This is a genomic window from Pseudomonas sp. ANT_J28 (assembly GCF_008370005.1).
Taxonomy (GTDB): domain Bacteria; phylum Pseudomonadota; class Gammaproteobacteria; order Pseudomonadales; family Pseudomonadaceae; genus Aquipseudomonas; species Aquipseudomonas frigoris.
Map to the genome: position 1 here is coordinate 31,327 of NZ_VOBM01000007.1, position 14,784 is coordinate 46,110.

Here is a 14,784-nt window from a genome sequence, read left to right on the forward strand (position 1 = left end):
CCTAACTATCCAACCTGAGCACTGCAAGGAAGGCTTCTTGTGGAATTTCCACGTTACCGACTTGCTTCATGCGTTTCTTACCGGCCTTCTGCTTTTCAAGCAGTTTCTTCTTACGGCTAACGTCACCGCCGTAGCATTTGGCCAATACGTTCTTTCTGAGTGCCTTGACAGAGGTCCGCGCAATAATCTGCCCGCCAATGGCGGCCTGGATCGCGACGTCGAACATCTGACGTGGAATCAGTTCCTTCATCTTCTCGGTCAACTGGCGACCTTTGTAGTGCGCGTTATCCTTGTGCACGATCAACGCCAGGGCGTCGACCTTGTCACCGTTGATCAGCACATCCAGTTTCACCAGATTAGCCGATTGATAACGATCGAAATGGTAATCCAGCGATGCATAGCCACGGCTGGTGGATTTCAGACGGTCGAAGAAGTCCAGGACCACTTCGTTCATCGGCAAATCGTAGGTCACTTGAACCTGGGTACCGAGGAACAGCATGTCGTGCTGTACGCCACGCTTCTCGATGCACAGGGTAATGACGTTACCCAGATGCTCTTGCGGCACAAGAATATTGGCCCGCACGATCGGTTCGCGCATGTCTTCGATCGAAGACAGGTCTGGAAGCTTCGACGGGTTGTCGACGTAAATCGTTTCACCGGTTTTCAGCAGCAGTTCGAAAATTACCGTCGGCGCCGTGGTGATCAGGTCCAGGTCGTACTCGCGCTCCAGGCGCTCCTGGATGATTTCCATGTGCAGCATGCCGAGGAACCCGCAACGGAAGCCGAAGCCCAGGGCGTCGGAGCTTTCCGGGGTGTATTGCAGGGACGAGTCGTTGAGCGTGAGCTTTTGCAGGGCTTCACGGAAATCTTCGAAGTCGTCGGAGCTGACCGGGAACAGGCCGGCGTATACCTGCGGCTGAATGCGTTTGAAGCCTGGCAGCACGTCGACGTCCGGCGTGGAGCTCAAGGTCAGGGTGTCACCGACCGGTGCACCGTGAATATCCTTGATGCCGGCGATGATGAAGCCCACTTCGCCGGCCTTCAGGTCAACGGTGGCGGTGTGTTTCGGGTTGAAGACACCGACGCTGTCCACGAGGTGGATCTTGCCGGTGGACTTGACCAGGATCTTGTCGCCCTTCCTCACACGCCCGTGGCGCACGCGAACCAGGGAAACAACGCCCAGGTAGTTGTCGAACCAGGAGTCGATGATCAACGCTTGCAGCGGGTCTTCATAGTTGCCGGTCGGCGCAGGAATGGTCTTGACCAGACGCTCTAGCACTTCGTCGACGCCCAGACCGGTCTTGGCGCTGCACTCGACCGCGTCGGTGGCATCGATGCCGATGATTTTTTCGATTTCTTCTTTTACGCGGTCCGGATCGGCCTGAGGCAGGTCGATCTTGTTCAGGACCGGCATCACTTCCAGGCCCTGCTCGATCGCGGTGTAGCAGTTGGCTACCGACTGCGCTTCAACGCCCTGACCGGCATCGACCACCAGCAACGCGCCTTCACAGGCCGCCAGCGACCGGCTGACTTCATAGGTGAAGTCGACGTGGCCCGGGGTGTCAATGAAGTTCAGCTGGTACTTGATGCCATCGCGAGCGGTGTAATACAGGGTGACGCTGTGGGCCTTGATGGTGATCCCGCGTTCACGTTCCAGGTCCATGGAGTCCAGAACCTGGGCTTCCATTTCGCGCTCGGCAAGGCCGCCACACATCTGGATGAAGCGATCGGCCAGCGTCGACTTGCCATGGTCAATGTGGGCGATGATGGAGAAATTGCGGATATGACTCAAATCACTCACGGATCAACACTCAAAAAGGCTGCAGGCATAGCCCGCCGAAAAATAGCCGGGAATTGTACCTGATCCACGGCGCAAGCGTCACGTTTGCAGGTCAGACGGCGCCTACAAAAACGCCCCGGTCTTGCGACAGGAGCGTTTTGAGTGACCTGCAAGGTCAGGAGAAACCCTTGATCAGCCGGCCCGGCGCAACAACCAGACCCCGGCCAGGGCACAGACACCCGCCGGAACCAGTACCGCAAACAGTGGCGAGAAACCGAAGACCAGGCTCGAAGGACCGAGCAAATCCTGAACGATACGGAAGGTGAAGCCCACCAGCACGCCGGTAAACACTCGCTGACCGAGGGTCACCGACCGCAATGGACCGAAGATGAAGGAAATCGCCATCAGTACCAGCGCGGCGGTGACCAGCGGTTGCAACACCTTGACCCAAAATGCCAGCCAGTAACGACCATTGCTCAAGCCCTGGTCAGCCAGGTAATGGATGTACCCCCACAGACCACTGATCGACAGCGAATCGGGCGACATCACCACGGTATCCAGCAGTTGCGGGCTCAACGCCACGTTCCAGCGCTCGACCGGAACGGTCACCACTTCGGTGTTCTTGTCATGGAATAACGTGGTCGTGACATCGCTGAGCTGCCAGTGATCCTTGTCGAATTCGGCGCGCTTGGCGAAGCTCGAGGACAGCATGTGGCGCTGATCGTCGAAGCGATAACGGGTCACGCCATATAGCAAACCGTTTGGCTGCACGGAGTTGACGTGAATGAACTCGTCCCCCTGACGGTGCCACAGGCCATGCTTGGCGCTTTGCGCATCGCCGCTGCCCTGGGCCAGCGAGCGATTGGCCTGAGCGGTGACTTCGGTGGCCGGCGCAACGTATTCGCCGATCAGCACACCCACCACCATCAGGATCAGCATTGGCTTCATGACCGCCCAGACGATTCGCCCGATTGACACGCCCGCAGCGCGCATGATGGTCAACTCGCTGTGGCTGGCCAGGCTGCCGAGGCCGATCAGGCAACCGATCAGTGCCGCCATCGGCAACATGTCGTACAACCGACGTGGCGCGGTCAGCAAGACGTAGCTCAACACGTCCATCAAGGTGTAGGTATCGCTGACCTCACTCATCTCATCGATGAACGCGAACAGCGTCGCCAGACCGAGAATGATCCCCAGTACCGCCAGAATTGCCACGAAAACGCTGCTACCAATGTAGCGATCGAGCTTATCCACGAGCCACCTCCAGCGCGCTGCGGCGACTCGCCAACTTCAATTGCATTGCCTCCCAATAGAGCAAGCCCAGGCCAATCGCCAGGAAGATCGCGTGAACCCACCACAACCCCAGAACAGGCGGAATCTTGCCTTTTTCAAGGGCGCCACGAGCGGCAATCAGAATGCTCAGATAAGCCATATAAAGAAGAATCGCCGGCAGCAGCTTGAGGAAACGGCCCTGACGCGGATTGACCCGCGACAGCGGCACCGCCATCAGGGTCACGATGAACACCAGCAACGGCAGGGATAGACGCCATTGCAGCTCGGTGCGGGAGCGGATGTCATCGCTGGCGATCAGGGTACTGGTGGCCATCGCATCACGGTCGGTCACTTCATCGCTGACGTCCGGCTTGGGCAGCAATACGCCGTACTCGTCGTACTTGATCGCCCGGTAATCAGCCTGTCCCGGATTGCCGTCATAGCGATAGCCGTTGTCGAGAATCAGGTAACGGTTACCGTCGGGCCGAATTTCCTGACGGCCCTTCTCGGCCACCAGCACGGAAATCCCGCGATCCTTGTTTTCGGAATTGACGTTCTTCTGCGAAATGAACACGCCGCCAAGGTTGATGCGGTCGTCCGACAGCGTTTCGGTGTAGGTCACCCGCGTTCCGTCACGCAGGGCCTGGAAGCGACCTGGCTCGAGGGTGTCGAACTCGGTCAGGGCATCCTGTTTGTTCAACAGCAACTGGAATTGATTGGCGCCTTGTGGCGCCAGGCTCAGGCTCAGCCATGCCACCACCATCGCGACCAGGGTGGCTGGAAAAAGGGTCATGGCAAGCAGACGTTGCTGACTCATGCCGGTGGCCGCCAGCACGGTCATTTCGCTTTCAAGGTACAGGCGACCGTAAGCCAACAGGATCCCGAGAAACAGGCCCAACGGCAGAATCAGTTGCAGGAAGCCCGGCAGACGGAAACCCATGATCAGGAATAGCGAGCCCGGATCCAGGAGGCCAGAGGCCGCCTGGGCGAGGTATTTAATGAAGCGACCGCTCATGATGATGACCAGCAACACAGCGCTGACGGCGCTCAAGGTCAACAGGACTTCGCGGGATAGATAACGGAAGACGATCAAACCAGACACTCCAGGGTTGTCAGGCTAAGGCGGCCAAACAAGCAAACGTATCGGGCAGCCCACAAGACAGAGCCGCCGAAAAAAGTTGGCGCATTATCCTGTGATTGGGTGCGCCTGTCACTGCGCATGCTCAAGCAGGCGGGTAAAGCGCTGAAGATCGTACAACCGAGGGTTGTCAGGCTCGGGGCACGAGGTTCAAACTGCGGCCTTTGTCGCGGGCCGTGACCCTGCGTCTTTCTATTTATAAGCAAGCTCGAGTGCATGCCGTCGAGCTCTTGCGTGTTGACCATTAATTCAGGGACCCGGACATGGAACTGGTTGTAAAAAGCGTTAGCCCAGAAACGTTGAAAACCGCCACTCTGGTGGTCGCCGTCGGCGAAGGCCGCAAGCTCGGCGCCATCGCCAAACAACTCGACGAACTGAGCGGTGGCGCCATCAGTGCTGTTCTCAAGCGCGGCGACCTGGCTGGCAAAGTCGGCCAGAGTCTGTTGCTGCACAGCCTGCCGAACCTCAAGGCCGAACGCGTGCTGCTGGTGGGCGTTGGCAAGGATGAAGAGCTGGGCGACCGCCCGTTCCGTAAAATCATCGCCGGTATCCTTAACACCCTCAAAGGCCTGGGCGGCAGCGATGCGGTACTGGCCCTGGACGAAGTCGTGGTCAAAGGCCGTGACAGCTACGGCAAGACCCGCCTGCTGGCCGAAACCCTGGTGGACGGCGAATACACGTTCGACCAGTTCAAAAGCCAGAAAGCCGAGCCTCGCACCCTGAAGAAAGTCACCCTGGTGACCATCAAGGCTGCACAGGCTGAAGTCGAGCGCGCCGTGGCCCACGCCACCGCTATCGCCAACGGCATGGCGTTCACCCGCGACCTGGGTAACCTGCCGCCGAACATCTGCCACCCGACGTTCCTCGGTGAGCAGGCGAAGAACCTGGGCAAAGAATTCAAAAGCCTGAAAGTCGAAGTCCTCGATGAGAAGAAGATCAAGGACCTGGGCATGGGCTCGTTCTACGCCGTGGGCCAGGGCAGCGCCCAGCCACCGCGCCTGATCGTCATGCAATACAACGGCGGCAAGAAATCCGAGAAGCCGTACGCACTGGTCGGCAAAGGCATCACCTTTGACACTGGCGGCATCAGCCTGAAACCGGGCGCCGGCATGGATGAAATGAAGTACGACATGGGCGGCGCTGCCAGCGTATTCGGCACCCTGCGTGCCGTGCTCGAGCTGAAACTGCCGATCAACCTGGTGTGCATCCTGGCCTGCGCCGAAAACATGCCGAGCGGCAATGCTTCGCGTCCTGGCGACATCGTCACCACCATGAGCGGCCAGACCGTGGAAATCCTCAACACCGACGCCGAAGGCCGTCTGGTGCTGTGCGACGCCCTGACCTACTCCGAGCGCTTCAAGCCACAAGCGGTGATCGACATCGCGACCCTGACCGGCGCTTGCGTCGTTGCTCTGGGTTCCCACACGTCGGGCCTGCTGGGCAACAACGACGAACTGATCGGCCAACTGCTGAGCGCCGGCCAATCGGCTGACGATCGCGCCTGGCAACTGCCGCTGTTCGATGAGTACCAGGAACAGCTGGACAGTCCGTTCGCCGACATCGCCAACATCGGTGGTCCGAAAGCCGGCACCATCACCGCTGCCTGCTTCCTGTCGCGCTTCACCAAGAACCTCAACTGGGCGCACCTGGACATCGCCGGCACGGCCTGGACCAGCGGCGGCAAGGACAAGGGCGCCACTGGCCGCCCGGTTCCATTGCTGACCCAATACCTGCTGGACCGCGCCAAAGCCTGAAACCGATGACCCAGGGGGCGTCACTTTCGGGTGACGCCGCCCTTGGCTCAGGAACCGCAATGACCAAAGTCGACTTCTATATCCTGCCCAGCGCCGATCCTTCGGCGCGGCTGGATTTCGCCTGCAAGCTCACCGAAAAAGCCTGGCGCATGGGTCACCGCATCTATCTGCATTGCAGCGATGCCGCCCAGCGTGACGATCTCGATGCGCGTTTGTGGGCCTTCAAGGGCGAAAGCTTCGTGCCCCACGGCCCTGCTGAAAATGAGCCGGACGGTTTGATTGTGTTGGGTCTTGGCGATGACTGCGGTCCGCATCAGGACCTGTTGGTCAATCTCGCCCTGAAAGTCCCGGCATTCGCCAACAAGTTCGCCCGCGTGGCGGAAGTGGTGGTGGAAGATCCGACGATTCGTACGGCTGCGCGGGAGAGTTTCCGTTTCTACCGCGAACAGGGCTATCCTCTGCAAGATCACCGTTTACAGCGACTCTGAGCATTCCGATGGACACTCCAAAACCGCAGCAAAAGTCCGCGCATCTGCTGGACGACCTTGAGTCGATCCGTCAATTGCTCGGCGATGACAACCTGCAACCGCCCTTGCTTACCGACACGGTCGAGGACGGTGATCAGGAACAGATTCCGATGCTGTTCGATACGGTCGGCGCCAGCCCAACAATTCCTGAACCGGCGCCACCCGCCCCTGCTGCCCCTGCTGCCCAACCGGCGCCTGCCGCCAGCAAGAGCCCCGACGACCTGCTGCACCTGGATGGCGAACTGCGCGCCGCCGCGCAATTGATCATGCAAGACGTGATCGACGACTTCGCCCCGCACATCGAAACCGAAATCAAACGTCGCCTCAGCGCGCGGATGGAACGCCTCCTCAGCCAGTACGAATAACCCACCCTCCTTGTGGGAGCGGGCTTGCTCGCGAATGCGGTCCAACATTCAACATTAATGCTGACTGACACACCGCCTTCGCGAGCAAGCCCGCTCCCACATTTGATTGGCGTCGTTTTTGATGATGCGCCCTGTCTGCACCCGCTCGCCCTACGCCCCATGCCCCGCTATACTTGCCGGCTTTTCCTGAATAAATGCCAATAGGGTCCCGCCGCGCATGGATAAGACCTACCAGCCGCACGCCATTGAAACTTCCTGGTACAACACCTGGGAGTCAGAGAATTACTTCGCCCCGCAAGGCGCGGGCGAGTCCTACACCATCATGATCCCGCCGCCGAACGTCACCGGCAGCCTGCACATGGGGCACGGCTTCAACAACGCGATCATGGACGCCCTGATCCGTTTCCGCCGCATGCAGGGTCGTAACACCCTGTGGCAGCCGGGTACCGACCACGCCGGTATCGCCACGCAAATGCTGGTGGAGCGTCAACTCGAAGCCCAGGGCCAGAATCGTCACGATCTGGGCCGTGAGAAATTCCTCGATAAAGTCTGGGAATGGAAGGATCAGTCCGGCGGCAACATCAGCCGTCAGATCCGCCGTCTCGGCTCGTCCGTGGACTGGGGCCGCGAGCGCTTCACCATGGACGACGGCCTCTCGGAAGCCGTTAAAGAAGCCTTTGTGCGCCTGCACGAAGACGGCCTGATCTACCGCGGCAAGCGTCTGGTCAACTGGGACACCAAGTTGCACACAGCGATTTCCGACCTCGAAGTGGAAAACCATGACGAGAAAGGTTTCCTGTGGAACCTGAAGTACCCGCTGGCCGACGGCGCCAAGACCGTTGAAGGCAACGATTACCTGATCGTCGCGACCACTCGCCCGGAAACCATGCTCGGCGACGCCGCCGTAGCGGTTAACCCGAACGATGAACGCTACCAAGCCCTGATCGGCAAATTTGTCGAGCTGCCGCTGGTCGGCCGCCGCATCCCGATCATCGCCGACGATTACTGCGATCCAGAATTCGGCACCGGCTGCGTGAAAATCACCCCGGCCCACGATTTCAACGACTACGAAGTCGGCAAGCGCCACAACCTGCCGCTGCTGAACATCTTCGACAAGAACGCCGCTGTATTGCCGGCCTGTCAGGTGTTCAACCTCGACGGCACGCTCAACGAAAGCATCGACGGCAAGATCCCGGCCGAATATGCCGGCCTGGACCGCTTCGAAGCGCGCAAGCAGATCGTTGCTGCGTTTGATGCTGCCGGCCTCCTGGTCAGCGTCAACGACCACGCGCTGAAAGTGCCGAAAGGCGACCGTTCCGGGACCATCATCGAGCCGTGGCTGACCGACCAGTGGTACGTGTCGACCAAGCCATTGGCTGAGCCAGCCATCGCTGCTGTTGAAGACGGCCGCATCGCGTTCGTGCCGAAACAGTACGAAAACATGTACTTCTCGTGGATGCGCGACATCCAGGACTGGTGCATCAGCCGTCAGTTGTGGTGGGGCCACCGGATTCCGGCCTGGTACGACGAGTCGGGCAAGGTCTACGTCGGTCGCGACGAAGCCGAAGTACGTGCCAAGCACAACCTCGGCCCGGACGTTGAACTGCAACAGGACAACGACGTTCTCGACACCTGGTTCAGTTCGGGCCTGTGGACATTCTCCACGCTCGGCTGGCCAGAGCAGACCGAGTTCCTGAAGAAATTCCACTCCACCGACGTGCTGGTGACTGGCTTCGACATCATTTTCTTCTGGGTTGCCCGGATGATCATGCTCACCATGCACTTGGTGAAGAACGAAGACGGCACGCCGCAGGTTCCGTTCAAGACCGTTTATGTTCACGGTCTGGTGCGTGACGGTCAGGGCCAGAAGATGTCCAAGTCCAAGGGCAACGTCCTGGACCCGCTGGACATCATCGACGGCATCGAGCTCGAAGACCTGGTGCAGAAACGCACCTCCGGCATGATGCAGCCGAAACTGGCGAAGAAGATCGAGAAGCAGACCCGCGACGAATTCGCCGACGGAATCGCCAGCTACGGCACCGACGCCCTGCGCTTCACCTTCTGCTCGCTGGCGTCCACCGGTCGCGACATCAAGTTCGACATGGGCCGTGTCGAGGGTTATCGCAACTTCTGCAACAAGATCTGGAACGCCGCGCGCTACGTGCTGGACAAGGGCGAAGACTGCGGTCAGAACGGCGAAGCTTACGAGCTGTCGCTGGCGGATCGCTGGATCATTTCGCAGCTGCAACGCACCGAAGCCGAAGTGACCCGTCAACTCGATCAGTTCCGCTTCGACCTGGCCGCACAAGCCTTGTACGAGTTCATCTGGAACCAGTATTGCGACTGGTACCTGGAACTCTCCAAGCCTGTGCTGTGGGACGAAAACGCGCCGGTCGAACGTCAGCGTGGCACCCGCCGTACGCTGGTTCGGGTATTGGAAGTCGCGCTGCGTCTGGCGCATCCGTTCATGCCGTTCATCACCGAAGAAATCTGGCAGCGCATCGCGCCGCTGGCCGGTATCGAAGGCAAGACGATCATGCTGCAACCGTGGCCAGTGGCCAATGAAGAGCGCATCGATCCGGCTGCCGAGAACGATATCGAGTGGCTCAAGGAACTGATGCTCGGCACGCGTAACATCCGCGGCGAAATGAACATCGGTCCAGGCAAGCCGTTGAACCTGTTCCTGAAAAACGTCAGCGCCGAAGATCAGCGTCGTCTCACCGAGAACGAAGCCCTGCTGAAGAAGCTGGCTCGCCTCGAATCGATCACCGTGTTGGCTTCCGGCGAAGAAGCACCACTGTCCGCCACCGCACTGGTTGGCGAGATGGAAGTGCTGGTGCCGATGGCCGGCCTGATCGACAAGGACGCCGAACTGGCGCGCCTGGACAAGGAAATCCTGCGTCTGCAGGGCGAAGTTCAACGCGTGGGCGGCAAGCTGTCCAACGCCGGTTTCGTCGACAAGGCCCCGGCCGAAGTCATCGAGAAGGAACGCGCCAAACTGGCTGAAGCTGAACAGGCTTTGAGCAAGTTGGCCGAGCAGCATGCGCGGATTGCCAGCCTGTAACGGCAAATCGCAATGAAAACGGGAGGCCCGAAATGGCCTCCCTTTTTTATGCCTGCCGATTTCTCAAACACCGCAAATCCCCCGTAGGAGCTGCCGAAGGCTGCGATCTTTTGACTTTGCTTTAAAAAAACAAGATCAAAAGATCGCAGCCTTCGGCAGCTCCTACAGGGGATATGCGTCATCAGGGAGCGGATGTGGGACAATACCCGCCACTTTTAGCCATACCCGAATCGACCACACCCATGAACGCCCCCCGCACACCAAGACCTGCGCGCAAAAAGCCTGATTCCGCGACCCCGGCCAAAGCCGTGGAGCCCCGCGAGAAGGCCAGCCTGCATCCGCGCAACCGCCATCAGGGTCGTTACGACTTCCCGGCGCTGATCAAAACCACGCCGGAACTGGCGAAGTTCGTGATCATCAACCCGTACGGCAAGGAAAGTATCGACTTCGCCAGCCCGGACGCAGTGCGGGTGTTCAACCGTGCGCTGCTCAAGTCGTTCTACGGCGTCGCCCATTGGGACATCCCGGCCGACTACCTCTGCCCACCGGTTCCGGGGCGTGCCGATTACGTGCACTTCCTGGCCGACCTGCTGGCTAGCGTCAACGACGGTGAAATCCCGCGCGGCGCGCCGGTCAAGGTGCTGGATATCGGCATGGGCGCCAACTGCGTCTATCCGTTGATCGGCTACAGCGACTACCGCTGGCACTTTCTCGGCTCGGAAATCGACCCGACGGCCGTGGCCGCCGCCAAAGCCATCGTGCAGTCCAACGGACTGAACAAAGCCATCCAGTTACGCCAGCAAAGCAACCCCAAGCACATTCTGCTGGGCCTGCTCGAACCCGGCGAACGCTTTGACCTGACCATGTGCAACCCGCCGTTCCACGCCTCGATGGACGAAGCGACCAAAGGCAGCGAGCGTAAATGGCGAGCGCTGGGCCGTGCCGATCCAAAACGCAAGCTGCCTGTGCTGAACTTTGGCGGTCAATCGGCCGAACTGTGGTGTGAAGGTGGTGAAGCACGGTTTGTGACGCAACTGATCGCCGAGAGCGCGCATTTCCAACACAAAGTGCTTTGGTTCAGCACCCTGGTCTCGAAAGCCTCCAACCTGCCGGCGATCCAGACGGCGCTGAAAAAGGCCGGCGTACTGGAAAGCCAGGTTGTGGAAATGTCTCAGGGTCAGAAGCAAAGCCGCTTCGTCGCCTGGACCTTCCAGACCAAATCCGAGCAGCAGGTCTGGCGCGAACGTTGGGCTCGCAAGAGCTGATTAGTCACTGAGACAGCGATTGGCCCTTGGTCAGTCGCTAAATCGCAGACACAAAAAAGCCGTGCCCGGATCACTCTGGAGCACGGCTTTTTTTACTGCGTCTTACTTGTTAACAGCGTCGGTCAGGCCTTTGGCCACAACCAGCTTGATAACTTTCTTGGCAGCGATTTCGATGGCAGCGCCAGTCGAAGGGTTGCGGCCGGTACGGGCAGGACGCTCAGTCACTTTCAGTTTGCCGATACCTGGCAGAGTGATTTCGCCGCCGTTTTCCAGCTGATCGGCAACGATTTGGCCCAGTTGGTCCAGAGCGTTACGCGCGGTGGTTTTTGGCGCGTCGATAGCTTCAGCGATGTCGGCGATCAGTTGGTCTTTAGTAAGAGCCATGTAGTGTTCCTTCCCTATCAAATTCATATGGATTGCAGAGTGCAGTGTCAGCCATCGAGCCCGATCTTCTGGATCTGGCACCCTCGGCCATAACCGCGACGAGTCGGGGTTATAGATACCGAAATCAGGGTTTGGTTCGACCTGACAAATGCTGAATGCACGCTTAACGCAGTGACTTCGCGTAAGACCGGGCAAAACTAGCACAGAGACGGGGAAATATCCGCCTCTAGCTACCCATTTGGTCAGCTTTATTGCTCTAAAACCGTAAAAAACAGCATAAGCGCCGTTGGACACCTGCGAATTGCCCTTCGTGCCGCGCCAAAACCAGTGGTTGCGGTACACTGGGCGCTTTTTCGGGGGAGCACGCCCTCCTCTCTTCAATCAGCCGAGAAGCCCATGCCGATCCGCCATTGCATCGTCCACCTGATCGACAAAAAACCCGACGGCACACCTGCAGTTCTCCACGCCCGCGACTCCGAACTGGCCGAGTCGAGCGCCATCGAGTACATGCTTGCCGACCTCAACGAGAGCTACAACGCCAAACAAGGCAAGGCCTGGGGGTTCTTCCATGCCGAGTCCGGGGCGCATCCGTTCAGCGGCTGGCTGAAGGAATACCTCGATGGCGGCAAGGATTTCACAGCGTTCAGCCGGGTGGCGGTGGAACACCTGCAAAAGCTGATGGAAGAGTCGAACCTCTCTGTGGGCGGCCACGTGCTGTTTGCGCATTATCAGCAAGGCATGACCGACTACCTGGCGATCGCCCTGCTGCACCACAGTGAAGGCGTTGCAGTGACCGATCAGCTGGACGTGACCCCGTCCCGGCACCTGGATCTGGGCCAACTGCACCTAGCGGCACGGATCAACGTGTCCGAGTGGCAGAACAACAAGCAGTCCAAGCAGTACATTTCGTTCATCAAAGGCAAGAACGGCAAAAAGGTTTCGGAGTATTTCCGAGACTTCATCGGCTGCCAGGAAGGCGTCGATGGCCCGGGCGAAACCCGCACCCTGCTCAAGGCCTTCAGTGACTTCGTCGAAAGCGAAGACCTGCCGGAAGAATCCGCCCGCGAGAAGACCAAGACCCTGGTGGATTACGCCAGCAGCCAGGCAAAACTGGGCGAACCCATGGGCCTGGAAGAACTCTCGGAGCTGATCGACGAAGAGCGCCCGAAAGCCTTTTACGATCACATCCGCAACAAGGACTACGGCCTGTCGCCGGAGATCCCGGCAGATAAACGTACCCTCAATCAGTTCCGCCGCTTCACCGGTCGCGCCGAAGGCCTGTCCATCAGCTTCGAAGCGCACCTGCTGGGCTCGAAGATCGAATACGACGAAGAAGCCGGCACGCTGATCATCAAAGGTCTGCCGACCCAGCTCACCGATCAGCTCAAGCGACGTAACTGATGCTCGGCGGCGTACTGAAGAAATGCCTGCTGATCCTGCTGGTGGTCGTGGTCTACCAGAACTGGGGCAAGATCGAGCGGGTGTTCAATCCGGCGCAGGTGGTGTCGGAGCAGACTCAGGCCAAGGCCAACGTCGTGCTCTACGCCACTGAATGGTGTGGTTACTGCAAACTGACTCGGCGCTTTCTCGATCAGAAGGGCATTCCGTACAAGGAGTTCGATATCGAGAAGGATGCCGAGGCGCGCAAGGACTACGAGGCGCTGGGTGGCGGCGGGATTCCGATCATCGATGTGAACGGGACGTTGATTCGCGGGTATGACCCGGATGAAATCCTGGCCGCACTGAAATAAACACAAACCCTGTGGGAGCGGGCTTGCTCGCGAAAGCGGCCTGTCAGTCAACATCAATGTTGAATGTAATGGCCTCTTCGCGAGCAAGCCCGCTCCCACAGGGGTTCATCGGCGCTTTTCGATGCGGAACCCGAATCGCGGAAAGTGCACATGCACCACACCGCCCCGCTCGTCTTCACGACGCAGAATCAATTCTTCACTGTCTGCAAACAGCAACTCACCCACCACCGGATCAACGCCGTAATCGATGGCGGCAATGACCACCTGCTGGCCAGCCTCAAAACCATTCGGTTCGTCGAACTGCTCATCCGGCAATGCGGCCGGTGTGGCATTGCGCGCAACCTCCAGCGCCTCTTCGGAGCTCATCTCGCTGAATGCGCCATGACCGAAGCCCAACACGCGCCCCAGCCACGCCGAAACCGCCGGATAAGCATCGACCAACGGTGAAGTGACGGGCGTGGCTTTGAGGAACCACAACGGATGGGCCAGGGCAAAGTCGGCAATCGATGGCTCACCGAACAGGAAGTCGCCCTGTTCGCGCTGAAGCTGTTGTTCCAGACGCGTCATGATGGTTGGCCATTGATGCCGGGCCTGCTCTGCCGACAGCCGTGTGGCGCTGTCACCACTGAACAACTCCGCGCGATCGGCAATGAACGCCTTGATCGCTTCCGGCGGTAAATTGCCGAAGCGCACAGCGATCGATTCCGGTTGAAACACCAGGCTGACCGCGTGCTGGAACACCACCGAATCCGCCCATGCGGCGACCGTGGCGGCGATCATTTCCTGACCTTCCGGGAAGAACGCCGGCAAGGCTTTTTCCTGTTCCAGACGACGGGCGATCAGCGACGTGTCGCAATAGATATCCGCGCCGATCTGTAACACCGGCGTCTTGCGGTAGCCGCCGGTCAGCGCGGTCAGATCGGGTTTTGGCATCACCGGCGAGATCTTCACCGAGCGCCAGGACAGCCCCTTGAAGCCCAGCAGCAAGCGGGCCTTTTCGGAAAAAGGGGACGTCGGGTAATGATGAAGAATCAACTCAGACATGTTCGGCTCCGCCGCACGGATAAGGAATCCGCAGCTTACCGCGCATTCCCTGAGCAGCCCACCGATCTGCCTGATGGGGACATATCAGTCAGATTGATAAGCCCGCAGCAGCACTCGCCACCAGGCATTCCTTGGCGCTTTTCTTGAGTTTTTTGATCAGCCGTTCCTGACGCAGCGCTTCGCTTTTATCGCAGCAGGCTTCGGTGTAAACCAATGCCACGGCAGGGCTGGAGAGAAAAAAGCGTGCGCCCTTGCCACTCTGGTGGGTGGCGAAGCGACGTACGGGATCATCGCTGATCCCGCAGTAGAGCGAACCATTGGCCGCGCGAACGAGGTAGACGAACCAGGGTTTGCTGACGGGCAGCGTTGGTTCGGCGGCAATGACGGAAGATTCGCTGGCGGTGTTCACGTGGCGATCAAGGCTTGAAAGGAAACAAGCC

General features: G+C 59.2%; 13 protein-coding genes. 7 read left to right on the forward strand and 6 right to left on the reverse strand.

Going from position 1 to position 14,784, the window contains the following annotated elements; genetic code table 11:
• Window position 1: 1 nt before the first annotated feature.
• The 3 genes from lepA to lptF all read right to left on the reverse strand — a co-directional run bounded on the left by lepA (window position 2) and on the right by lptF (window position 4,145).
• The gene (gene lepA / locus FQ187_RS06270; RefSeq protein WP_149628819.1) at window positions 2–1,801 is read right to left on the reverse strand and encodes a translation elongation factor 4; all 1,800 of its coding nucleotides are present in this window, start codon (window positions 1,799–1,801) and stop codon (window positions 2–4) included.
• Between the two features lie 171 nt (window positions 1,802–1,972).
• Window positions 1,973–3,034, reverse strand: a complete 1,062-nt coding sequence (lptG, locus tag FQ187_RS06275; RefSeq protein ID WP_149628820.1) for an LPS export ABC transporter permease LptG — start codon at window positions 3,032–3,034, stop codon at window positions 1,973–1,975.
• The gene (lptF, locus tag FQ187_RS06280; RefSeq protein WP_149628821.1) at window positions 3,027–4,145 is read right to left on the reverse strand and encodes an LPS export ABC transporter permease LptF; all 1,119 of its coding nucleotides are present in this window, start codon (window positions 4,143–4,145) and stop codon (window positions 3,027–3,029) included. The genes lptG and lptF overlap by 8 nt, the downstream gene beginning before the upstream one ends.
• Before the next feature lie 308 nt (window positions 4,146–4,453).
• Between lptF and FQ187_RS06285 the strand changes: the two genes are divergently transcribed.
• From FQ187_RS06285 to rlmF, 5 genes are all read left to right on the forward strand, one after another.
• Window positions 4,454–5,944 (forward strand): leucyl aminopeptidase, encoded by a 1,491-nt coding sequence (locus tag FQ187_RS06285; protein WP_149628822.1) that lies wholly within the window; start codon window positions 4,454–4,456, stop codon window positions 5,942–5,944.
• Between the two features lie 59 nt (window positions 5,945–6,003).
• On the forward strand, window positions 6,004–6,432 hold the full coding sequence (locus FQ187_RS06290; RefSeq protein ID WP_046048214.1) for a DNA polymerase III subunit chi: 429 nt from the start codon (window positions 6,004–6,006) through the stop codon (window positions 6,430–6,432).
• Window positions 6,433–6,440: 8 nt separating this feature from the next.
• A complete protein-coding gene (locus FQ187_RS06295; protein ID WP_149628823.1) occupies window positions 6,441–6,836 on the forward strand; it encodes a DNA polymerase III subunit chi in 396 nt (131 codons plus the stop codon).
• A 217-nt stretch (window positions 6,837–7,053) separates the two neighbouring features.
• Window positions 7,054–9,900, forward strand: coding sequence for a valine--tRNA ligase (locus tag FQ187_RS06305; RefSeq protein WP_149628824.1), 2,847 nt, complete (start codon window positions 7,054–7,056; stop codon window positions 9,898–9,900).
• A 242-nt stretch (window positions 9,901–10,142) separates the two neighbouring features.
• Complete coding sequence (rlmF, locus tag FQ187_RS06315) at window positions 10,143–11,165, forward strand: 23S rRNA (adenine(1618)-N(6))-methyltransferase RlmF (protein WP_056743581.1); 1,023 nt, start codon at window positions 10,143–10,145, stop codon at window positions 11,163–11,165.
• 102 nt (window positions 11,166–11,267) lie between these two features.
• Here the strand turns inward: rlmF and FQ187_RS06320 are convergent, their stop codons facing one another.
• On the reverse strand, window positions 11,268–11,549 hold the full coding sequence (locus FQ187_RS06320) for an HU family DNA-binding protein (protein ID WP_007905514.1): 282 nt from the start codon (window positions 11,547–11,549) through the stop codon (window positions 11,268–11,270).
• A gap of 396 nt (window positions 11,550–11,945) precedes the next feature.
• On the opposite strand from FQ187_RS06320, the gene yejK reads away from it, so the two are divergent.
• Both yejK and FQ187_RS06330 read left to right on the forward strand, forming a co-directional pair.
• Window positions 11,946–12,950: a nucleoid-associated protein YejK gene (gene yejK / locus FQ187_RS06325; RefSeq protein ID WP_008147593.1), complete on the forward strand. Its 1,005-nt coding sequence runs from the start codon at window positions 11,946–11,948 to the stop codon at window positions 12,948–12,950.
• A complete protein-coding gene (locus tag FQ187_RS06330) occupies window positions 12,950–13,300 on the forward strand; it encodes a glutaredoxin family protein (RefSeq protein ID WP_149628825.1) in 351 nt (116 codons plus the stop codon). Before yejK ends, FQ187_RS06330 begins: the two co-directional genes overlap by 1 nt.
• Before the next feature lie 105 nt (window positions 13,301–13,405).
• On the opposite strand, the gene FQ187_RS06340 is transcribed toward FQ187_RS06330, so the two are convergent.
• Both FQ187_RS06340 and FQ187_RS06345 read right to left on the reverse strand, forming a co-directional pair.
• Window positions 13,406–14,344: a glutathione S-transferase family protein gene (locus FQ187_RS06340; protein WP_149628826.1), complete on the reverse strand. Its 939-nt coding sequence runs from the start codon at window positions 14,342–14,344 to the stop codon at window positions 13,406–13,408.
• Between the two features lie 88 nt (window positions 14,345–14,432).
• A complete protein-coding gene (locus tag FQ187_RS06345) occupies window positions 14,433–14,753 on the reverse strand; it encodes a GIY-YIG nuclease family protein (protein WP_149628827.1) in 321 nt (106 codons plus the stop codon).
• Window positions 14,754–14,784 lie beyond the last annotated feature (31 nt).

What these genes read in the sequence shown, in the direction of transcription:
- FQ187_RS06285 (WP_149628822.1), top strand. Translation starts at nt 4,454, where the DNA reads ATGGAACTGGTTGTAAAAAGCGTTAGCCCAGAAACGTTGAAAACCGCC.
- FQ187_RS06290 (WP_046048214.1), top strand. Translation starts at nt 6,004, where the DNA reads ATGACCAAAGTCGACTTCTATATCCTGCCCAGCGCCGATCCTTCGGCG.
- FQ187_RS06295 (WP_149628823.1), top strand. Translation starts at nt 6,441, where the DNA reads ATGGACACTCCAAAACCGCAGCAAAAGTCCGCGCATCTGCTGGACGAC.
- FQ187_RS06305 (WP_149628824.1), top strand. Translation starts at nt 7,054, where the DNA reads ATGGATAAGACCTACCAGCCGCACGCCATTGAAACTTCCTGGTACAAC.
- rlmF (WP_056743581.1), top strand. Translation starts at nt 10,143, where the DNA reads ATGAACGCCCCCCGCACACCAAGACCTGCGCGCAAAAAGCCTGATTCC.
- FQ187_RS06320 (WP_007905514.1), bottom strand. Translation starts at nt 11,549, where the DNA reads ATGGCTCTTACTAAAGACCAACTGATCGCCGACATCGCTGAAGCTATC.
- yejK (WP_008147593.1), top strand. Translation starts at nt 11,946, where the DNA reads ATGCCGATCCGCCATTGCATCGTCCACCTGATCGACAAAAAACCCGAC.
- FQ187_RS06330 (WP_149628825.1), top strand. Translation starts at nt 12,950, where the DNA reads ATGCTCGGCGGCGTACTGAAGAAATGCCTGCTGATCCTGCTGGTGGTC.
- FQ187_RS06340 (WP_149628826.1), bottom strand. Translation starts at nt 14,344, where the DNA reads ATGTCTGAGTTGATTCTTCATCATTACCCGACGTCCCCTTTTTCCGAA.